Origin of the sequence: Massilia sp. UYP11, assembly GCF_050434805.1 — a bacterium.
Lineage (GTDB): Bacteria > Pseudomonadota > Gammaproteobacteria > Burkholderiales > Burkholderiaceae_D > Telluria.
In genome coordinates, this window is record NZ_JBNDJE010000014.1 from 12488 (window position 1) to 33578 (window position 21091).

Annotated in this window: 19 protein-coding genes; 3 read left to right on the top strand and 16 right to left on the bottom strand. The window is 64.8% G+C overall.

What is annotated here, in order from left to right; all coding sequences use genetic code 11:
* Positions 1 to 279: 279 nt before the first annotated feature.
* The 10 genes from ABIB38_RS17285 to ABIB38_RS17330 all read right to left on the bottom strand — a co-directional run bounded on the left by ABIB38_RS17285 (position 280) and on the right by ABIB38_RS17330 (position 10908).
* Positions 280 to 1569 carry a multidrug effflux MFS transporter gene (locus ABIB38_RS17285; protein ID WP_429205695.1) on the bottom strand — a complete coding sequence of 430 codons (1290 nt, stop codon included), beginning with the start codon at positions 1567 to 1569 and terminating at the stop codon, positions 280 to 282.
* A 16-nt stretch (positions 1570 to 1585) separates the two neighbouring features.
* Positions 1586 to 2788, bottom strand: coding sequence for a THUMP domain-containing class I SAM-dependent RNA methyltransferase (locus tag ABIB38_RS17290; protein WP_429205697.1), 1203 nt, complete (start codon positions 2786 to 2788; stop codon positions 1586 to 1588).
* Positions 2789 to 3035: 247 nt separating this feature from the next.
* Positions 3036 to 3449, bottom strand: coding sequence for a CopD family protein (locus ABIB38_RS17295; RefSeq protein ID WP_429205698.1), 414 nt, complete (start codon positions 3447 to 3449; stop codon positions 3036 to 3038).
* Between the two features lie 18 nt (positions 3450 to 3467).
* Complete coding sequence (locus ABIB38_RS17300) at positions 3468 to 4733, bottom strand: glutamate-5-semialdehyde dehydrogenase (protein WP_429205699.1); 1266 nt, start codon at positions 4731 to 4733, stop codon at positions 3468 to 3470.
* Between the two features lie 89 nt (positions 4734 to 4822).
* Complete coding sequence (holA, locus tag ABIB38_RS17305) at positions 4823 to 5836, bottom strand: DNA polymerase III subunit delta (protein WP_429205701.1); 1014 nt, start codon at positions 5834 to 5836, stop codon at positions 4823 to 4825.
* 14 nt (positions 5837 to 5850) lie between these two features.
* Complete coding sequence (gene lptE, locus ABIB38_RS17310; RefSeq protein WP_429205703.1) at positions 5851 to 6372, bottom strand: LPS assembly lipoprotein LptE; 522 nt, start codon at positions 6370 to 6372, stop codon at positions 5851 to 5853.
* Positions 6373 to 6380: 8 nt separating this feature from the next.
* Positions 6381 to 9023, bottom strand: coding sequence for a leucine--tRNA ligase (gene leuS, locus ABIB38_RS17315; protein WP_429205705.1), 2643 nt, complete (start codon positions 9021 to 9023; stop codon positions 6381 to 6383).
* A 129-nt stretch (positions 9024 to 9152) separates the two neighbouring features.
* A complete protein-coding gene (locus ABIB38_RS17320) occupies positions 9153 to 9479 on the bottom strand; it encodes a barstar family protein (protein WP_429205707.1) in 327 nt (108 codons plus the stop codon).
* 2 nt (positions 9480 to 9481) lie between these two features.
* The gene (dapB, locus tag ABIB38_RS17325; protein WP_429205708.1) at positions 9482 to 10291 is read right to left on the bottom strand and encodes a 4-hydroxy-tetrahydrodipicolinate reductase; all 810 of its coding nucleotides are present in this window, start codon (positions 10289 to 10291) and stop codon (positions 9482 to 9484) included.
* 11 nt (positions 10292 to 10302) lie between these two features.
* A complete protein-coding gene (locus ABIB38_RS17330; protein ID WP_429205710.1) occupies positions 10303 to 10908 on the bottom strand; it encodes an outer membrane protein assembly factor BamE in 606 nt (201 codons plus the stop codon).
* Positions 10909 to 10987: 79 nt separating this feature from the next.
* Between ABIB38_RS17330 and fur the strand changes: the two genes are divergently transcribed.
* Positions 10988 to 11419: a ferric iron uptake transcriptional regulator gene (fur, locus tag ABIB38_RS17335; protein ID WP_429205711.1), complete on the top strand. Its 432-nt coding sequence runs from the start codon at positions 10988 to 10990 to the stop codon at positions 11417 to 11419.
* A gap of 88 nt (positions 11420 to 11507) precedes the next feature.
* On the opposite strand, the gene hrcA is transcribed toward fur, so the two are convergent.
* Together hrcA and ABIB38_RS17345 are read right to left on the bottom strand one after the other, a co-directional pair.
* Positions 11508 to 12524, bottom strand: coding sequence for a heat-inducible transcriptional repressor HrcA (hrcA, locus tag ABIB38_RS17340; protein WP_429205713.1), 1017 nt, complete (start codon positions 12522 to 12524; stop codon positions 11508 to 11510).
* 254 nt (positions 12525 to 12778) lie between these two features.
* Positions 12779 to 13501, bottom strand: a complete 723-nt coding sequence (locus ABIB38_RS17345) for an HAD family hydrolase (protein WP_429205715.1) — start codon at positions 13499 to 13501, stop codon at positions 12779 to 12781.
* Between the two features lie 237 nt (positions 13502 to 13738).
* On the opposite strand from ABIB38_RS17345, the gene ABIB38_RS17350 reads away from it, so the two are divergent.
* Together ABIB38_RS17350 and ABIB38_RS17355 are read left to right on the top strand one after the other, a co-directional pair.
* Positions 13739 to 14323, top strand: a complete 585-nt coding sequence (locus ABIB38_RS17350; RefSeq protein WP_429205716.1) for a hypothetical protein — start codon at positions 13739 to 13741, stop codon at positions 14321 to 14323.
* 19 nt (positions 14324 to 14342) lie between these two features.
* Positions 14343 to 14984 carry a hypothetical protein gene (locus ABIB38_RS17355; RefSeq protein WP_429205718.1) on the top strand — a complete coding sequence of 214 codons (642 nt, stop codon included), beginning with the start codon at positions 14343 to 14345 and terminating at the stop codon, positions 14982 to 14984.
* Between the two features lie 369 nt (positions 14985 to 15353).
* Here ABIB38_RS17355 and rsmA read toward each other — a convergent pair whose 3' ends face one another.
* From rsmA to ABIB38_RS17375, 4 genes are all read right to left on the bottom strand, one after another.
* On the bottom strand, positions 15354 to 16127 hold the full coding sequence (rsmA, locus tag ABIB38_RS17360; protein ID WP_429205719.1) for a 16S rRNA (adenine(1518)-N(6)/adenine(1519)-N(6))-dimethyltransferase RsmA: 774 nt from the start codon (positions 16125 to 16127) through the stop codon (positions 15354 to 15356).
* Positions 16128 to 16141: 14 nt separating this feature from the next.
* The gene (pdxA, locus tag ABIB38_RS17365) at positions 16142 to 17254 is read right to left on the bottom strand and encodes a 4-hydroxythreonine-4-phosphate dehydrogenase PdxA (protein WP_429205720.1); all 1113 of its coding nucleotides are present in this window, start codon (positions 17252 to 17254) and stop codon (positions 16142 to 16144) included.
* A gap of 4 nt (positions 17255 to 17258) precedes the next feature.
* Positions 17259 to 18659 (bottom strand): peptidylprolyl isomerase, encoded by a 1401-nt coding sequence (locus ABIB38_RS17370; RefSeq protein WP_429205721.1) that lies wholly within the window; start codon positions 18657 to 18659, stop codon positions 17259 to 17261.
* Between the two features lie 82 nt (positions 18660 to 18741).
* Positions 18742 to 20994, bottom strand: a complete 2253-nt coding sequence (locus tag ABIB38_RS17375) for an LPS-assembly protein LptD (protein WP_429205722.1) — start codon at positions 20992 to 20994, stop codon at positions 18742 to 18744.
* Positions 20995 to 21091: the final 97 nt, after the last annotated feature.

Below are 21091 nucleotides of genomic sequence, written 5' to 3' on the forward strand. Positions count from 1 at the left end.
GTTGGTGGCGTTGCCCACCGTTCCGGGCGGCCACGACATCTGACACTTCAGTCCATGGAACAGGCGAGTGATTTGCCCTCTGCTCCAGACGTAAAAAACGTATCGTAGCATATATACATTTCCGACTAGGAACAATAGTTACAGTAGTAACTATTGCCGAGGGTGCGCTCTAACCGTACGGCAGAGGGAAAGCAAACATATGCTTGTTGCATCAATACGACTGTTGCATAAAAAATCTTAAGTTTCAGACATAAAGCCCCGCCCCTGGCGGGTTCGTGCTCAGGGGATGTGTTCTCCCTGCGCCCGCAATTTTCGCCGGTGGCGCCGCGCCGTGTCCCAGAACGCCAGCGAGACCAGCACGAAGGACATCTGGCCGACGGCCAGCGCCAGCACCGAGTGCGACAGCGCCGGGGCGACCACGCCGGCCACCACCGCGCCGAGCAGGGTCGAGACGAAGGACTGGCACGAGGCCACGGTGCCGCGGATGTGCGGGAACAGGTCGAGCGCCAGCAGGGTCGCGCCGGGCGCGATCAGCGAGCTGCCGAAGGTGAAGAAGAACATCGGCGCCACCGTCCACGGCAGCGCCGGCGGCAGGAAGGCGTGGTAGGCCACGTTGAACGTCACGGCCCCCAGCATGAAGAAGTAGCCGATGCGGATCTGGCGCGGGAAGTCCATCCTGCCGGCAAGGCGGTTGGCCATCAGCGAACCGAGGAAGATCCCGCTCACGGTCGGCACGAACAGCCAGGCGAATTGCGACGGCCCCAGGCCCAGGCTTTCGGGCAGCATGACGGGCGCCGCCGCGATGTACAGGAACAGGCCGCCGAAGTTCAGGGCGGTCACGCCGGCCTTCATGTGGAACAGGAAGGAGCCGAAGATGGCGCCGTAGTTCCTGGCCAGGAAGCGCGGGTTGAACGGCTGGCGCTTCGGTGCGGGGATGGTCTCGGGCAGGTGCTTCCAGCAGAACCAGCCGAGCAGCACGGTGTACAGGCAGAGCGCCAGGAAGATCGCGCGCCAGTCGAACCACAGCACGATCCAGCCGCCCACCACCGGCGCGATGGCCGGCGCGATCGAGAAGATCATGGTCACCATCGACAGCAGGCGCGCTGCCGCGGTGCCGGAATACAGGTCGCGGATGATGGCGCGCCCCACCACCACGCCCGCCCCTGCCGACACGCCCTGCATGATGCGGAACACCCACAGGTAATGCACCGAGGACGCCGAGGCGCAGCCGAAGGTGCCGATCGCGAACACCACCAGCGCCACCAGGATCACGTTGCGGCGCCCGAAGGCGTCCGACAGCGCGCCATGCCACAGCACCATGCCGGCGAAGGCCAGCATGTAGGCGGTCAGGGTCTGCTGCACTTCGAGCGGGGTGGCGCGCAGCTCGGCCTGGATCTGCGGGAAGGCCGGCAGATAGGCGTCGATCGAGAACGGCCCCAGCATCGCCAGGGCCGCCAGCAGGGTCGCCAGGCCGCCCGCCGACAGCATCACGATCTTGTGGGGAGTGGGCGGTGGAACCGGGGTGACGGGGTCCTTGGGAAGATCGGGCGGGTCGGTTGGCGTCAGCATCGCGGTCCAGTCGGGTTCAGTCCTGTTTCGGCTTCGCTTCTTCACGGCGATTGAAACCGGCCACCATGTCGAAGCGGAACAGGCGGCATTCGAGCGCGCCGTTGAAGAACGGCGTCTTGCGCGATTCCTTCAGGCGCAGCATCTTGGGCAATCCCAGGTCGGCGGTGAACAGGTAGGCGGTCCAGCCGGCGAAGCGCTGCTTGAGCGTGGTACTGAAGGCCGAGTAGAAGCCCAGCGCCATCTCGTCCTGCGGCACGGTGCTGTCGCCGCGCACGCCGATCCGTTCGCCGTACGGCGGGTTGGTGAGCAGGATGCCGGGTTGTTCGGTCGGCGCCGACACGTGCTGGGCTTCGATCTGCTTGAGCGGCACCTCGAACAGGATGCCGGCCACCTTCAGGTTATGGCGCGTCATGGCGACCATGTCGCCCGAGATGTCGGAGCCGAAGATGGTCGGCTCGCCCGGCAGCGGGTTCGGCTTGATGGCGGCCTTCATCGCGGCCCAGGCCTGACGGTCGTGATCGGCGAACTGCTCGAAGGCGAACCGGCGGCGCGCGCCGGGCGGGATGCCCTGCACCATCTGGGCCGCCTCGACCAGGATCGTGCCCGAGCCGCACATCGGGTCGAACAGCGGCACGCCCGGCTTCCAGCCCGAGACGCGCAGCAGGCCGGCGGCCAGGTTTTCGCGCAGCGGCGCGTCGCCCGTCTCTTCGCGCCAGCCGCGCTTGAACAGCGCTTCGCCCGAGGTGTCGAGGTAGATGATGAAGTTGCGCTGGTCGAGGAAGCCGACGATGCGCATGTCCGGTTCGCGCGTGTTGACCGAAGGACGCTTGTCGAACTGGTCGCGGAAGCGGTCGCAGATCGCGTCCTTGATCTTGAGCGTGGTGAATTCGAGGCTCTTGAGCGGCGACTTGACGGCGGTGACGTCCACGCGGATCGTGTGGTCGGGGCCGAACCAGTCTTCCCAGGGCTGCTCGAGCACCAGGTCGTAGATGTCGTTCTCGTTGCTGTAGCTGCGTTGGCCCATGCGCATCAGCACGCGCGAGGCGATGCGCGAATGCAGGTTGACCAGCCAGGCGTCCTGCATCGTGCCCGAGCAGTGCACGCCGCCCGGCACCTGGTTGTGCACCTTGAAGGTGGTGGAAAGCTGGGCGATCTCGCCCAGTTCTTCGGCCAGCGCCGCTTCCATGCCGCGCGGGCATGGGCAAAAATAAGAAGCCATGAGGGGAACCCTTTGTCCGTTGATGAAACTGTGTTGATAACGCGTCAGCCACATCAGTGGATGACCGTTTGATTATTTAAAGCCACCTGCTCCAAAACGTCATCCCCGCACAGGCGGGGATCCAAGTTTGCCCGCTCGGCCACTAGCGCATGCAACAGCGGCTGAGCAAAGGACTTGGATCCCCGCCTGCGCGGGGAGTCGTTACTGCCAGTGGCAGTAACGACGGTGCGAGCTTTGGTGGTGGTGCTTAGAACGGCTTGACCGTCGCCAGGATCACGATCACCAGCAGCAGCACTACCGGCACTTCATTGAACCAGCGGAACCACGTGTGGCTGCGCGTATTGACGCCGCGCTCGAATTTCTTCAGGATCGAGCCGCAGGCGTGATGGTAGCCGATCGCCAGGATCACCAGCAGCAGCTTCGCGTGCAGCCAGCCGTGCTTCATGCCGATCATCATCGCCAGCCACAGGCCGAGCAGCAGCGCCGGCACCATCAGGATCGTGGTGAAGCGGTACAGGCGGCGCGCCATGCCTTGCAGGCGCTCGAGCGCCGCCGGGTTGGTTTCCTGGGCCATGTTCACGAAGATGCGCGGCAGGTAGAACAGGCCGGCGAACCATGAGGCGATGAAGACGATGTGCAGGGCTTTGATCCAGAGGTACATGCGGTTCCTTGTTGTTGATTATTGACGAACTTCGCCGTGTCCGAACACGACGTACTTGAGCGACGTAAGGCCTTCCAGCCCGACCGGGCCGCGCGCATGCAGCTTGTCGTTCGAGATCCCGATCTCGGCGCCCAGGCCGTATTCGAAGCCATCGGCAAAGCGGGTCGAGGCGTTGACCATCACCGAGGCCGAGTCTACTTCGCGCAGGAAACGCATGGCGCTCGTGTAGTCCTCGGTGATGATGGCCTCGGTGTGCTTGGACGAATAGGCGGTGATGTGGTCGATCGCCCCATCCATGTCGGCCACCACCTTGACCGCCAGGATCGGGGCCAGGTATTCGGTGCTCCAGTCCTCTTCGCTCGCGTTGGCCAGATGCGGGTAGCCGGCCAGGATCGCGCGCGACTCCGGGTCGGCGCGCAGCTCGACCTCTTTCGTCGCATACAGCGCGGCCAGGCGCGGCAGCACGATGGGGGCGATCCCGCGCGCGACCAGCAGGGTTTCCATCGTGTTGCAGGTGCCGTAGCGATGGCACTTGGCGTTGAACGCGACCGCCACCGCCTTCTCGATATCGGCCTTGTCGTCGATATAGACGTGGCAGATGCCGTCCAGGTGCTTGATCATCGGCACCGTGCTTTCCTTCATCAGGCGCGCGATCAGGCCCTTGCCGCCGCGCGGGACGATCACGTCGACGTATTCCGGCATCGTGATCAGGGCGCCGACGGCGGCGCGGTCGGTCGTGTCGACCACCTGCACCGCGGCCGCGGGCAGGCCGGCGCCTGCCAGGCCCTCGGCCACGAGCTTGGCCAGCGCGCGGTTGCAGTGGATCGCTTCCGAACCGCCGCGCAGGATGGCGGCGTTGCCGCTCTTGATGCACAGGCCGGCCGCGTCGACCGTCACGTTCGGGCGCGCTTCGTAGATGATGCCGATCACGCCCAGCGGCACGCGCATCTGGCCGACCTGGATGCCGCTCGGACGCACCTTCATGTTCGAGATCTCCCCGACCGGATCGGGCAAGGTGGCGATCTGGCGCAGGCCGGCGACCATGGTGGCGATCGCGCCATCCGACAATGCCAGGCGGTCCATCAGGGCCGGGGCCAGGCCGGCGGCCTGCGCGGCGTCCAGGTCTTGTTGGTTGGCCACGCGCAGTAACCCGGCGTCGCGCTCGATGGCGGTCGCGATCAGCTCGAGTGCGCGGTTGCGGGTCGCCGTGTCGGCGCGCGCCATGGCACGCGAGGCGGTTCTGGCCTGGCGGCCCAGTTGGTGCATGTGTGCGGTGATGTCCATCGTATTCCCGTTGCGTTATCGATCAGGCGCGCCGAGCGATGCACATCCGTATCGAGAGCGGCTGCCTTGGAACCTGTTCCGGCAGGTTCTTAGCGCGCCACCTTCAACGCCAGCTGCAACATCGCATCCCACGCATCGCCCGCGAATCCCTTCGCGCGCAAGCCCTTGACCATGCGGTCGACCTGCGCCGCGTCCTGCAGCGCCGCCTCGAGCGTGCCGAGCGACACGCGGCGCAGCGCCGGTTCCATCATCCGCTCGCGCGGTCCCCAGATCCGGTATTCCTTCAGCAGTGCGCCCAGCGGGCGGCCCTGCGCCATGCCGGACTTTAATTTTAGCAGCGTGCGGATCTCTTCGGATACCGCCCAGAGCACCAGCGGCAGCGCCTCGCCCTCGCCCTTCAAGCCTTCGAGCATGCGCGCCAGGCGCGCCGGATCGCCGCCGAGCATCGCCTCGGACAGCTTGAACACGTCGTAGCGCGCCACGTTCAGCACCGCGTCGTGCACCTGCTCGAAACTGAGCTTGCCCGGTTCGTACAGCAGCCCCAGCTTCTGGATTTCCTGGTGCGCCGCCAGCAGGTTGCCCTCGACCCGGTCGGCGATGAAGTCCAGGCTCTGGCGCTCGGCGCTCTGGCCCTGGATCGACAGCCGCTGGCCGATCCAGCCCGGCAGCTGGGCGCGCTCGACGTTCGGGATCTCGATATACACCGCCGCCCCCTGCAGCGCCGTCACCCACGACGACTTGGCGGTCTGCCAATCCAGCTTCGGCAGCGTGATCAGGGTGAGGTTGTCGGGGCTGAGATCCTTCGCGTAGCTCTGCAGCGCGGCGCTGCCGTCCTTGCCCGGCTTGCCGGTCGGGATGCGCAGCTCGATCAGCTTCTTGTCGCCGAACAGCGACAGCGCCTGGTTGGCGGCCAGCAGCTCTCCCCATTTGAAGCTGCGCTCGACCGTGAGCACGTCGCGCTCGGTGTAGCCTTGCGCGCGCGCCGTCCTGCGGATCCGGTCGGCCGCTTCCAGCGCGAGCAGGTGCTCGTCGCTGGTGATCACGTACAAGGGCGCCAGGCCTTTGCCCAGGTGGCCGTCGAGCGCCTCGAGCCGCAACTGCATCGTGACTTGTTTCCTTATGCCGGCTTGATCGCCGTCAGGCGGCGCAGGATCTGCTGCACCAGGTCGGACTGCATGTCGCGGTACAGCAGCGCTTCTTCCGATTCCTTGGCCAGCACCTGCGATTCGTCGAAGGCGATGTTGCGGCGCAGGGTGATCTCGGTCGGGGCCAGGAGCTGGCGGTTGTTGGCGTCGCGCACCTGGAACACCAGGGTGTAGCTCAGCGAGTACTCGCGTACCCGGCCCAGGCTGTTGAGCGACAGGATCGATTTGCCGCGCGTTTCGCTGATTACGTCGAACAGGGCCTGGGCCTTCGAGGCATCGGTCTCGATGCGCACGGTGTCGCCCGCGCGCAGGTTGCGCTTGAGCTCAGTGCCCAGCGGCGAGGACTCGTTGAACGACAGCCAGATGCTCTGGAACGGCATGTTGTACTGGCCGTCGCTGCCGCGCAGCTGGAAGCCGCAGCCGGCCAGCACGGCCGCCGTCAACATCGCGGCCAGGGCGCGCACCAGGGTCTTGTTCGACGCGGATTTGATCATACGACTCCTTACACCACGATATTGACGAGTTTACCCGGCACCACGATGACCTTCTTCGGCGTGCCTTCGATGAACTTCTGCACCGCTTCCGATGCCAGCGCGGCGGCTTCGATGGCGGCCTTGTCGGCTTCCTTCGGCACCTTGACCGAGCCGCGCAGCTTGCCGTTCACCTGGATCATCATCTCGATCTCGGACTGCTCCAGCGCGGCCGGGTCGACCTGCGGCCAGGCGGCGTTCAGGATGTCGCCATGGGCGCCGGCAAAGCCCAGCTCCTGCCACAGCGCGTGGGTGATGTGCGGTGCGACCGGGTTCAACAGGCGCAGGAAGATCGAGAAGCCTTCGGCGACGATCGCGTTCGAGGCCGCCGAGTCGTCCAGCTTCGCCGACTCGAGCGTGTTGAGCATCTTCATGCAGGCCGAGACCACGGTGTTGTACTGGATGCGCTTGAGGTCGTAGTCGGCCTGCTGCAGCACCTTGTGCACTTCGCGGCGCAGGGTTTTCTGCCCGTCGTTCAGGGTGCCTTGCGCTTCGCCGTTGAAGCTCGCCGCGATGCGCTCGCGCTGCGCGTAGCCGAAGGCCCACACGCGGCGCAGGAAGCGGCTGGCGCCTTCGACGCCGCTGTTCGACCATTCCAGGGTCTGCTCGGGCGGCGAGGCGAACATCGTGAACAGGCGCGCGGTGTCGGCGCCGTACTGCTCGATCTGGGCCTGCGGGTCGATGCCGTTGTTCTTGGACTTCGACATCTTCTCGGTGCCGCCGATCTCCACCGGCTGGCCATCGGCCTTCAGGATGGCGCTGTGCGGACGGCCCTTGTCGTCGAAGGTGAGCTCGACGTCGGCCGGGTTGAACCAGGTCTTCTTGCCCGATGCGTCTTCGCGGTAATAGGTCTCGTTGAGCACCATGCCCTGGGTGAGCAGGTTGACGAAGGGCTCGTCGAACTTCACCAGGCCGAAGTCGCGCATCACCTTGGTCCAGAAGCGCGCGTACAGCAGGTGCATGACGGCGTGCTCGATGCCGCCAATGTACTGGTCCATCGGCATCCAGTAATCGTTGCGGGCGTCGACCATCGCATCGTTCGAGCCCGGCGAGGTATAGCGCATGTAGTACCACGACGAATCGATGAAGGTGTCCATCGTGTCGGTCTCGCGGCGCGCCGGCTTGCCGCAGGTCGGGCAGTCGCACTTGAGGAAGGCTTCGTCCTTGTTCAAGGGGTTGCCGGTGCCGTCCGGGACCAGGTGCTCGGGCAGCACGACCGGCAGGTCGCTCTCGGGGACCGGCACCGCGCCGCACTCGTCGCAGTGGATCATCGGGATCGGGGTGCCCCAGTAGCGCTGGCGCGAGATGCCCCAGTCGCGCAGGCGGAAGGTGGTCTTCTTCTCGCCCAGGCCCTGCTCCGCCAGTTCGCCCGCGACCGCATTGACGGCCGAGGTGTAATCGAGGCCATCGTACTTGCCCGAGTTGATGGTGCGGCCGTTTTCCTTGTCGCCGTACCACTCCTGCCAGGCTTCCAGCGAGAATTCCTGGCCCTCGACCGCCACCACCTGCTTGATCGGCAGGTTGTATTTTTTCGCGAAGCCGAAGTCGCGCTCGTCGTGCGCCGGCACGCCCATCACGGCGCCGTCGCCATAGGTGATCAGGACGTAGTTGCCGACCCAGACCGGGATCTGCTCTTGCGTGACCGGATGGGTGACGAACAGGCCGGTCGGCATGCCCTTCTTCTCCATGGTCGCCATGTCGGCTTCGATCACCGAACCCATCTTGCACTCGGCGATGAACTCCTGCAGGGCCGGGTTGTTGCGGGCCGCGTGCTGGGCCAGCGGGTGTTCCGGCGCCACGGCGCAGAAGGTCACGCCCATGATGGTGTCGGCGCGGGTGGTGAACACGTACAGGCGGCCGTCGTTGATCGGTTCGCCGTTGTCGTCCTTGACGTTGTGCGGGAAGGCGAAGCGCACGCCGGTCGACTTGCCGATCCAGTTGGCCTGCATGGTGCGCACGCGCTCCGGCCAGCCCGGCAGCTTGTTGTCGACGTGGTCGAGCAGCTCGTCGGCGTAGTCGGTGATGCGCACGTAGTACATCGGGATCTCGCGCTTCTCGATCAGCGCGCCCGAGCGCCAGCCGCGGCCATCCACGACCTGTTCGTTGGCCAGCACGGTCTGGTCGACCGGGTCCCAGTTCACGGTGCCGGTCTTCTGGTAGATGATGCCCTTCTCGAGCATCTTGAGGAACATCCACTGGTTCCACTTGTAGTAATCCGGCTTGCAGGCGGTCATCTCGCGCGACCAGTCGATCGCCAGGCCCATCGATTCCATCTGGCCGCGCATGTGGGCGATGTTCGAATAGGTCCATTCGGCCGGCGGCACGTTGTTGGCCATCGCCGCGTTTTCGGCCGGCATGCCGAACGCGTCCCAGCCCATCGGCATCAGCACGTTGTAGCCGTTCATCCGCAGGTAGCGGTACATCACGTCGTTGATCGTATAGTTGCGCACGTGACCCATGTGCAGCTTGCCCGACGGGTATGGCAGCATCGAGCAGGCGTAATATTTGCCTTTCGGGAAACGCGGGTCGTTTTCGACGGCTTTATAGGCGTCGATCGACTTCCAGTAGGCCTGGGCGGCCTGTTCTACTTCAGCTGGACTATATTTTTCTTGCATGATTCTGCAGACGTAATGTGGGAGGTGGAACCGGTCATTATAACCCGTTCATTTTGCACCGCGGCGCCGGCGCGGTGCGTGAGGGAAAGTGCAAAAAAGGCAGCATCGATTGACCGCTGCCTTCGAGGATCAACGCAGGATCAGTTCCAGCGCCGGCTTCTCGCCGTAGTCCTCATAACGCTCGTTGATGCCGCCGACGCAATAGGCCAGTTCGTCGAGCAGGTCCGGCGCCGCCGCCTTCATCTTGTCGGCGTCCGTAATGACGATTTCCAGCACTTCGTTCGCTTTCAGCCGGAACTTGGTCATGTTCTCGTCGTCGCGCAGATAGCTCATGCAGTCGACCCAGGCGTCGATACTGTCCGCATACGAGGCCGGGAAACCGAAGGCCTCGCGGCTCTGCCGGTGGAACGACGCTTCGTCGGTGATGACGGCGCCGTTCAGTTCTGCCACCGCCATGATCACCCCTTCAGGCCCAGCACGTCCTGCATGTCGAACAGGCCGCTGGCCTTGTCCGCCAGGAAGCGCGCCGCGCGCAGCGAGCCGTGGGCATAGGTCACGCGGCTGCTCGACTTGTGGCTGATCTCGATGCGCTCGCCGGTGCCGAGGAACATCACGGTATGGTCACCCACCACGTCGCCGCCGCGCACGGTGGCGAACCCGATGGTCGACGGATCGCGCTCGCCGGTCACGCCTTCGCGGCCATAGACGGCGCACTCCTTCAGGTCGCGGCCGATGGCGTCGGCAATCACTTCGCCCATCTTGAGCGCGGTGCCGGACGGCGCATCGACCTTGTGGCGGTGGTGCGCCTCGACGATCTCGATGTCATAGCCTTCCGAAAAACTCCGGGCCGCCATTTCGAGCAGCTTGAGCGTCACGTTCACGCCCACGCTCATGTTCGGGGCGAACACGATGCCGATTTTTTCGCCGGCGGCGCGGATCGCGGCCTTGCCGGCCTCGTCGAAGCCGGTGGTGCCGATCACCATCCGCTTGCCGTTGGCGGCGCAGTATTCCAGGTGCTGCAGGGTGCCCTCGGGGCGGGTGAAGTCGATCAGCACGTCGGCATTGTGCAGGCCGTGCTTGATGCTGTCCTCGATCATCACACCGGTCAGGATGCCGGCGAAGGCGCCCGCGTCCTGGCCGATGAAGAGCGAGCCCGGCACGTCGAGGGCGCCGGCCAGGCGCATGTCGGGTGCGTACTGGATGGCTTCGATCAGCATGCGGCCCATGCGGCCGCTGGCGCCGGCAACGGCGATATTCAACATGGTCATGGTGTGTGTCCTTACTGCTGGGTTGCCGGCGCGGTGACCGTGACCGGCTGGACCGGGCGGCTGTCGGGCTTCGCCTTGGCGACCTTGACTGGACCGGCGATGCGGTCGATGTACTCGCGCTCGCTCGGCAGGTTGCCGCCCTCGAAGCGCTCGACCACGTCGTTCTTGAAGAACACGGTCACGCGGCTGGTGGTCAGCTCGCCATTACCGCGCGCCAGGTAGAACGGGTAATCCCAGCGGTCGGCATGGAAGGCATCCATCAGCAGCGGCGAACCGAGCAGGAAGCGCACCTGGTCGCGGGTCTGGCCGGCCTTGAGCTGGTTCAGCATCTCTTGCGAGACGAAGTTGCCCTGCTGGATGTCCGGGCGGTAGGGCGAGAAGATCCACAGGAACTTCTGCAGGCGCGTCGCCTGGACGGTCTGCGCGCCGGCATTGGCGATGGCGGCCGATTTTTCCGCGTCGGACGCACTGGCGGCCGCATCCGTCGCCACCGGCGGCGCCGGACGCGTCTGGTTGCGCCAGGAGGCGCAGCCGGACAGCGCCAACGTGCAGGCGAGACCCGCCGCCAGCGCCGCTTTGGCGGTGAATCGATGGAATACGGCTTGTTTGACAGGCATAGTTAACCTCAATACGTTCGAGCGGGAGCGTTCAAAACGCTATATCATAAAGCACTCCGCCAATATTCGAGTGACAAACATGAGTAACAACCCGACCGACCTGAAGGCGAGCGGCCTCAAGGCCACGCTGCCGCGACTGAAAATCCTGGAAATCTTCCAGAACAGCTCCGTGCGGCATTTGACGGCGGAAGATGTCTACAAGATCCTTCTTGCTGACAATATGGACGTGGGCCTTGCCACCGTCTACCGGGTATTGACCCAGTTCGAGCAGGCTGGCCTGCTCAACCGCAACCATTTCGAGACCGGCAAGGCCATCTATGAGCTCAACGCCGGTTCCCACCATGACCACCTGGTGTGCGTCACCTGCGGCCGCGTCGAAGAATTCTATGACGACGAGATCGAGAAGCGCCAACAGATGATTGCGGAGCAGCACGGCTTCACGATCGTCGAGCATGCGCTGGCGATCTATGGCAGCTGCCCGCAGTGCCGGGGCATCAGCAAGCCGGAATAACATCGGCAGCGTGCCTCCCTGGCATATAAAAGAAAAGGCGCATGAGAACTTCTCGATGCGCCTTTTTTTCGTCCGATGGCGGTCGATGTCAGGAGTGGCTGAGGGCGTTCGACAGCAGCTTGGCCGTGATGTCGACGATCGGGATCACCCTTTCATAGGCCATCCGCGTCGGGCCGATCACGCCCAGGGTGCCGACGATGCGGCCGTCGACCGCATACGGCGCCGTCACCACGCTCATCTGGTCCATCGGCACCAGCTTCGATTCGCCGCCGATGAAGATCTGCACGCCGCCGGCCTTGCTCGAAACGTCGAGCAATTGCATCAAGCCAGTCTTTTGCTCGAACATCTCGAACATCTGTCGTAGCGAACTCATGTTGGACGACAGGTCGGACACCGACAGCAGGTTGCGCTCGCCGGAGATGACCATGTCGTCGCCCTCGGCCATCGCCTCGCTGCCGGCCTCGACCGCCGCCTGCATCAGGCGGCCCATATCATCGCGCAATTGCTTCAGCTCGCCGCTCAGGCGCTTGCGCACCGCGTCGAAGGACAGGCCGGCGAAATTCTGGTTCAGGTAATTGGCCGACTGGGTCAGTTGGGCCGGAGAATAATCCTTGTCGAGCTGCAGCAGCCGGTTCTGGACATCGCCGCGCGGATCGACGATCACGAGCAGGATGCGCTTTTCGCCCAGGCGCAGGAATTCGATCTGCTGGAATACCGACTCGCGGCGCGGACTCTGCACCACGCCGGCGAATTGCGACAGCGAAGACAGCATCTGCGCCGCGTTGGCGATCAGCTTCTGCGGATGTTGCACCGGCAGGCGCATGCGCTCGGCGTCGACCGCCATGTCGTCGATCGGCCCCACCGTCAGCAGGGTGTCGACGAACACGCGATAGCCGCGCGGAGTCGGGATGCGGCCGGCCGAGGTATGCGGACTGGCGACGAAGCCCATTTCCTCGAGATCGGCCATGACGTTGCGGATGGTCGCTGGCGACAATTCCAGGCCTGACAGCTTGGACAGCGCGCGCGAGCCTACCGGTTGGCCGTCGGCGATATAGCGCTCGACGAGGGCTCTGAGCAGGGTTTGGGCACGTTGGTCGAGTTGCATGATTCCGGGAAAAGTTCGGTGACGCTCGTATTAGAGCCTATCCCGGTCGGTGGGGGAAGCTCATGTCGATGCATGGCGAGCGCGAGCAAGGCGCGAGGAGGTCGCATGGTGGCGCCATGCAACGACGAGCAACGCAGCGCACGCTTGCCAGGCGCTCTCGGCCCGACTCCCACCTACGGGACAGGCTCTCAGTGTGTGCATTATAGGCAGGTTGGGGCGTGGCGCGACAGCACAAGGCTTGCTGTGACGCATGGTCAACCGTTGTATTTGTGCGCGTGGGCAGCGTCGAGCCAGTCGAGCAGCGCGTCGAGGCTGGCCACTTCGACGTCGGGCCGGACTTCATGGGCGAGGTCGTTGACCTTGCCGGTCCGGTTCATCCAGGCCGCGCGCAGGCCGGCGCGCTGGGCGCCCTGCACGTCCAGCAACAGGTCGTCGCCCACGTACAGGGTCTCGCCGGGCTGGACGCCGAGCGCGGCGCAGCCGGCCAGGAAAATGCCCGGGTCGGGCTTGGCGCGGCCAAACTGCCGCGCCGCCACCGAGGCCTGGAAATGGTGGGCCAGGCCGATGGTCTGCAGGTCGGCCACGCCATTGGTGACCGAGCCGACCAGCACGCGTTTTTTCAGGCGCTCGAGGCCCGGCACGACATCGTCGTAAGGCGTCACGGCATTGCGGGCGGCGAAGAATTCGGTCATCGCCAGTTCGACCTTGCCAGCGTCCTCGCCCACCTGCTCGAATGCGGCGACCAACCCGGCATGGCGCAGCGCGCCCAGGTCGATCCCGAATTCGGGGCGCGCGGCCAGCAATTCCAGGCGCGCCGCTCGTAAGCTGTCGATCGTGAAGCGTTCGGCGACCCGCGGCGCGTGCTCGCCGAGCCAGGCATACAACAGTTTTTCGGCTTCCAGGATCACGGGCGCGATTGGCCACAGGGTATCGTCGAGGTCGAACAGGACGGCTTTCGGCCAGGGTTGGCGGGTCATCGGTTTCCAGACTAGGAGCAAGGTGCGCCCCAAGCATAGCGATGCGCTACGCTGAATGCAATGCGCACGCCGTCTATCCCATGGAATATTGCGCTTGTTAAATTCTGGTTACACCAAGATACAAAACCAAATGCGCCCGAAATGGTCCAGCTGCTTGCCAAATGAACTAAAATGTTGAGCGATTTTTCAATTCTTACCGCGCAGCTGCGCGTTCCCGCTCGATTTTTTGGAGATGTTATGAAGAGTTCCTACCTGCGTGCCGGCGCGGCGCTGGCATGCGCGGTCGCCTTGTCTGCCTGTGGCGGCAGCGATGGCCAGCTGGTCTTGGGCGGCGATTTCGTCGGCGTGACCAAGGCCGGCCTGGTCGTGACCAGTGACGGCCAGGAAAAGGCGATCACCCCGCCGGCCGATGGTACCGGCGCCGGCCGATGGACGTTCGACAACCTGATCTCGACCGACGACCGCTACGACGTCGTCATCAAGTCCAAGCCGTCGAACGTCAAGGATTGCACAGTCACCAATGGGAGCGGTCGTGCGGGCTACCACGTCTATTCCGTCTACATCGCGTGTGAGCTCAACCGCCATGCGCTGTCCGGCACCGTCAGCAACCTGAAGGGCAACCTGGTCCTGGTCAACGGTTCAGACCGCGTCACCCTGCAGGCCGGCGCCACCTCGTTCAGGATGGCCGACATTGCCGAAGATTCGCCATATGGCATCACGGTCCTGGAACAACCGGCCGGCCAGACTTGCACTGTCAGCAATGGCAGCGGTACCGTTGGTCCGGCCCCTGTCACCAACGTGGCCGTTAGCTGCACCCCTTAATTTTCCTGGAGCGTTACGCATGAAGTCTTCCCTGATCCGTCCGGCGCTCGCGCTGGCGCTGGCCGCTGGCCTGGCCGGCTGTGGCGGCAGCGACAAAGCCGAGTTCGTCGTCAAAGGCACGATCACCGGCATCGTCTATCCAGGCGCCGTCCTGACCACCAATGGCATGAAAATCGCCGTCCCGCCGCCAGCCACGCCACGCGACACGGTCAGTTTCGCATTCCCTGACAAGCTGGAATATGGCGACGTATATAACGTCCAGTTCGAAAGTTTCCCGGATAATCAGCGATGCGATACGCCATTCCAGACTATTCCGAACTTTAACGATACCGCCGGCCGCCTGGCGGAGATCAACATCACCTTCGCATGCCAGGTCAATGCCTACTCGATCGGCGGCACTGTGAGCGGCCTCACCGCGGATGGCCTGGTGCTGGCCAATGGCAGTACCGGGGGAACGGTTCCAGTCGCCAAGCCGGCAGCAGGTGTCACGACGCCGGTCAGCTACGTTTTCGCCGGACTGGTTGAATACGATCAGACCTATGGCGTGACCGTCATCACCCAGCCGACCGGCCAGATTTGCACGGTGGCAAATGCCGCCGGCGTCATGAGAGCCGCGAACGTCAGCAATATCAACGTCACTTGCGTGGCTGCGTCGAACTGATCAGATATACACAATTCTTATGTCGAGTATTTGAAAGGAAAATTGGATTTATATGCTGTCGCGCAGCATAATAACTCCTGTCTCCTCCAACTCTCCTCAGAAAAGAATTGGATTTCAGCCCGCTCTTCTAGAGCGGGCTTTTTTTTGCCCGCGTCATGGGCCCCTGCCGACGACGATCAGCGTGCGGCGCGCACCTTCACCCTGGCGATCTTGCCCATGCCGATCGCCACCTGCGACATGGGCGACCGGGCACGCGGAAGTACGTGATAACCCGTATGCTGCGGCGCAACAAGGCGTGGTCGGACGCAAAAAAGCGCCGGCGAGGCGGCGCTTAGGGGCGGAAGGGGTCGCCGCAGCGACCACGCCGGGTCAGGACACGGGCAGGTTAGCCAGCGCCACGTATTGCTCCAGGCTGACCGCTTCCGGACGTACGCCCGGATCGATGCCCGCCTCGACCAGCTGCGCCTCGGTGAACATGCCGGCCACGCAGTTGCGGATCACCTTGCGCCGTTGCGAGAAGGCCTTGGCCACCACCGCCTCCAGGCGCTTGCCGTCGCACGGCAACTGGCGGCGGGTGGGCACCATGCGCACGATGGCCGACTCGACCCGCGGCGGCGGATCGAAGGCGGTCGGCGGCACGATGAACAGCATGGCCATGTCGTAGCGCCATTGCAACATCACCGACAGGCGGCTATAGGCCTTGGTGCCCGGCTCGGCCACCATGCGCTCGACCACTTCCTTCTGCAGCATGAAGTGCTGGTCCTCGACCAGATGGGCGAATTCGGCCAGGTGGAACAGCAGCGGGCTGGAGATGTTGTACGGCAGGTTGCCGACCACGCGCAGTTTTTGCCCGTCCGGGACCGGGATCGATCCGAAATCGAATTTGAGCGCGTCGCCCGAATGCACGGTGAGGCGTTCGCGCGGATAGGCTTTTTCCAGGCGCGCCACCAGGTCGCGGTCGAGCTCGACGACGTGCATATGGTCGAGCGACTTGAGCAGCAGCGCCGTCATCGCCGCCAGGCCCGGGCCGATCTCGACCATCGTTTCAGCGCGCCGCGGTGCGATGGCGTCGATGATATTGTTCAGGACATTGTCGTCGGTCAGGAAGTTCTGGCCGAAGCGCTTGCGTGCGACGTGTTTCATGCTTGCTTTCTTGATTATTCGGTGGTGGCCTGGCGGCGCGCCGCCACCATGTGCATGGCGGCGCGGATCGCCTCTTCCATGCTGCCGCAATCGGCCAGGCCCAGGCCCCGGGCCGCCAGGTCGAGGGCGGTGCCGTGGTCGACCGAGGTGCGGATCAGGGGCAGGCCCAGCGTGACGTTGATGCCGCGCCCGAAGGTCGCGTACTTCAGCACCGGCAGGCCCTGGTCGTGGTACATCGCCAGCACGCAGTCGGCATCCTTCAGGTATGCCGGCTGGAACAGGGTGTCGGCCGGATACGGGCCGCGCGCGTCGATGCCGCGGCTGCGCGCCTCCATCAGCACCGGCGTGATGACGTCGATCTCCTCGCGGCCCAGATAGCCGTTCTCGCCGGCGTGGGGATTGAGGCCGGTGACCAGGATCACGGGCGCCGCGATGCCGAATTTGTCGCGCAGATCGGCGTGCAGGATGTCCAGCACCCGGGTCAGGTTGTCGCGCGTGAGCGCGCCCGGCACGTCCTTCAAAGGCAGGTGGGTGGTGGCCAGGGCGACGCGCAGGTAGGGCAGGTCTTGTCCCGGCGCGCCGGCCAGCATCATGACCACCTTGGGCGTGCCGGTCTTCTCGGCCAGGTATTCGGTGTGGCCGGAGAAAGCGATGCCGGCATCGTTGATCGTGCTTTTTTGCAGCGGCGCGGTGACCATGGCGTCGAACCACCCGCGATCGTTGACGCCCCGGCACCCTTCGATCGCCAGGTCGAGCGTGGCCAGCACCGCCAGGCCATTGTCGGGATTGAGCTGGCCCGGCACCACGTGCGCGGCCAGCGGCACGTCGACCACCGCCAGGCGCTGGGCGCCGAAGTGCGGCAGGCCGCCGTTACGGAGGGCCTGGGTCGATAGCGCCGCCAGGCGGATGGCTGGATCGATCAGGCTGGCGGTGAGCGCCAGGAAGGCGGCGTCGCCGATCAGCACGCAATTGGCCTGCTCGCGCAGGGCCCAGGCGGCGCGGATCGCGATCTCGGGGCCGATCCCGGCCGGCTCGCCGACCGTGATCGCCAAGGTTGGGCGAGATGCGGGCCGTGCTGCTGCCGACTGCGGCGCCAACGGGCGCCCGGGCGCCTGTGGCGCAACCATGGTGTTACTGCTCCTCGCGGAACTCGACGTAGGCGCGGTCGCGCACCTGGCGCATCCAGTCTTCCATCGCTTCCTGCATCTTGCGGTCGCGCAGCACCTGGCGCGCCATGTTGCGTTCCTTCTGCTGGGTCACGTCTTCGCTCTTGCGTCCGATGACCTGGATCAGGTGGAAGCCGAACGGCGACTGGATCACGTCCGACACCTCGCCCGGCTTCAGCGCGTTCATCGCGGTCTCGAATTCCGGGACCGTGTCGCCCGGGTACAGCCAGCCCAGGTCACCGCCCTTGGACGCCGAACCGTCCTGCGAGTGCAGGCGCGCCAGGTCCTCGAAGGTGCCGGCGTTGTTGTCCATCTTTTCCTTCAGCTCGAGCAGCTTGCGCTTGACCTCGCCCTCGGTCATGGTCGGGGTGACCTTGATCAGGATGTGGCGCGCGTGGGTCTGCTCGACCACCGACTTCTCGGCCTCGCCGCCCAGCGGGCGCTTGCCCGACAGCTTGAGGATGTGGAAACCGACGTTGGTCTTGAGGACCGGCGTGACCTGGCCCGCCTGGAGCTTGCGCAGCTCGGTCGCGAACATCGGCGGCAGGCGGTCGGCGTCGCGCCAGCCGATCTCGCCGCCCTTGAGCGCATCGGGCGCGTCGGAATAGGTCGAGGCCATGCGCGCGAAGTCGGCGCCGGTGCGCAACTGACGCATCACTTCCTCGGCGCGCGCGGCGCGCGCGGCGATCTGCTCGGGCGAGGCGTTCTCTGGCACACGCACCAGGATCTGGGCGATGTCGACCTCGACGCGGTCGGCCTCGGCAGCCTTGGCGGCGGCCATATAGGTGTCGATCTCGGCCTCGGAGACCTGGATCTTGCTGTCGACCTCGTGCTCGCGCAGGCGCTGCATCATGATCTCGTTACGAATGTCTTCGCGGAACTGGGCGAACGGCATGCCCTCTTTTTCCATCTGGTTGCGCATGTCCTGCACCGACATCTTTTGATTCTCGGCGATACGGCCGATGGTGGCGTCCAGGGTGCGGTCGTCGACCTTGACGCCCATCTCTTTCGCCAGCTGCAGCTGGGCGCGTTCGACGATCATCGCCTCGAGCACCTGGCGCTCCATCGTTGCCGGATCGGGTATCTGGGCGTTGCGCGCCTTCATGTTCTGGCTGACCTGGGCCACGCGGCCGGCCACTTCGTTGCGGGTGATCACTTCGTCATTGACGACGACCTGGATCGAATCGATCACCTTGGCGCTGGCCGATGCCGGCGGCAGGAAGCCGCCGCTGGTGGCGGCCGATGGCCCGGTCTGGGCGGCGGGCGCCGCGCCGGTGGCGGCCTGGGCCAGCGCCTGGCCGGCGGTGAGCGCGCACAGCAGTGCTGCCGCCATCTGGAGGGACTGCAAACGGGTAGTACGCATCATCTGGAAAGCACTCATTTCAGGATAGTTCACTTGATGGACGAATCATGGACGGCCAGTATGGGCTGCTAGTCTGAACGCTAGCTTATGGACGTCCAATTCCGGTATTCAGTCGCGTATAGCCCGGGATGCTCTTGTTGAACGACTCGAGCGGATTACCCAGGCCCAGGCGCGACAAGCCATTGAGCTCGAGCTGGAAGAAGATCGGCGTCGACGTCTCTTGCGCGGCGGTCACGAAGCGCTGCGCGCCCATCCGGAACACCCAGCAATCGGCCTTGTATTCGAGGCCGATCAGGCTCTCGATCAGCTTGCCGCCAGTGGCCGGATTGACTTCCTGCCCCACGCCATACGAACGCAGCGCATAGCTGACCCGCCCCACGCCATACCAGCGGCGGCCGATCGGCCACTGCGCCGAGAAGTCGATATTGCGGAAGCTGTCACGCTGATAACGGTATTCGGCGTTCAACACCTTCATCTGCCCCGGACGCCACTGTACACCCACATTCGAGCTGTACAAACTGCTTCCGTTCGCATCGTATTGTACGCCGCTATCGAAGGTCCAGGCCTCGGAAATGGTGCCGGCGGCGGCCAGCAGCAGGTCGGAGCGGCTCTTGTGCAGTTCTTCGCCAGGGATGCGCACGCGCGGCTGTTCGAGATACAGGCGCTGGCCGAAGGCCAGGCGCAGGCGCTCGGCGCCGTCTTCCTGGATGAAGCGCGACACCAGCGCGGCCGTGACCTGGTTGGCGTCGGACACGCGGTCCAGGCCCACGTAGCGGTTTTCGGAGAACAGCTGGGCGTAGTTGAAGCCGGCGCGGCCGGTGTCGAACAGCGGCACGTCGTCCTGGTTCTCGTACGGCGTATAGACGTAGAACAGGCGCGGCTCGAGGGTCTGGGTGGCGGCGCCGCCGAACAGCGTGGTCCGGCGCTCGAACACCATGCCGCTGTCGACCGAGAAGGTCGGGATCGTGCGCGTCAGCCTGGTGTCCCTGCCGACCCGGTCGGGATGGTCCTGGATCTCGTACTTGGCCGCGTTGTACATCAGCTTGGGCGTGACGAACCAGCCCGGACGCACGATCGGATAACTCACCTGGCCCTGCATCACGGCGCGGTTGCCGGTGACCCAGGTAGGGTGGTCGAAGCGGGTCGCCTCGGCGTCGATCGCCCAGTCGAAACCGGCCACGTCGTAGCGCGCCGCGCGGAAATTAATCTGCGGCAGGCGGTCGTAGGGACGCGGCACCGTCAGGCTCGGATTGGTCACGGCGGCCGGGTCCTGCAACACCTGGTAGTTCTGGGCGCGCGCGGTCAGGCTCCAGAACTGGCCATAGTAATCGGTGCGCACTTCGCGCAGCAGCTGGCGCTCGGCGCTGGCGGCAACGGTGCGCGAGAAGTCGGACGGGTATTCGTCGTCCGAGGCGCCGTGCAGGTTCCAGCCATACGACCAGTTCGGCCTGATCGACTGGCTGTGCAGCGAGTCGACGCGCCAGCGCGTGGTATTGGTCTCGCGGTCGTCCGGCAAGACCTCGACGTGGGTCTCGCCCTGGTAGGTGCTGCCCAGGTAGCGGCCGGTGGCGCCCATCTGGAAGCCGCGGTCGAACATCATGCGCGGATACAGCGTCAGGTCACGGTTCGGGGCGATGTTGACGTAGTACGGCACCATCACCTCGGCCTTGCCCTGGGAGCCGAAGCCCACCGTGGGCGGCAGCCAGCCGGAGCGGCGCTGGCCCGACAGCGAGAACGACATCGCCGGGGTGCCGATGATCGGGACATCCTTGAAATAGATGATGGTCTTGCCGGCGGTGCCGACGTCACGGCCGCGGTCCAGGCGCAGCGTGCTCGACTTGAGGTACCAGTCGGGATCGGGGCCTTCGCAGGTGCTGTACGTGCCGTTGCGCACCACGGCCTGCTGCTCGCCCAGGAAGTCGATGCGGTCGGCCCGTCCCTGGCCATTGCTGTCGGCCAGGAAATAAGTCGGATTGAGCAGGTAGCCCTTGCCGGTCTCGAGGTTCAGCTGCAGCTCGTCGCCCTTGTAGCGGTCGCCGAAGCGCCACATGTTCACGTTGCCGGTGGCCGTGACTTCGTCCTCGACCCGCAGGTAGCAGGCGGTATCGGCGGTGATGCCGCTCTGGCCGCGCGTGATCTCGACGTTGCGGTTGAGATCCACCCGCCGGTCGGGACGGCCGCCGATCTCCTCGGCCTGGATGATGACGGGAAGTTCGTCTTCGGCTTGGGGCGCAGGGGGGACACTCTGGGCGAATGCCGGGATCGCGGTTGCGGAAACCAGTGCATAGAGCGCGAGCACCTGCCGCGGTGGGAAAGGTTGGCTTGACGACCAGCTCATGGAAAATCGCAGCTCACGGAAAATCGGACATGCACCATAAAGGGCGGTTTTTTTAGAATGAATCCCTTATTATATGGGAATTAGTTCAACCAACCGG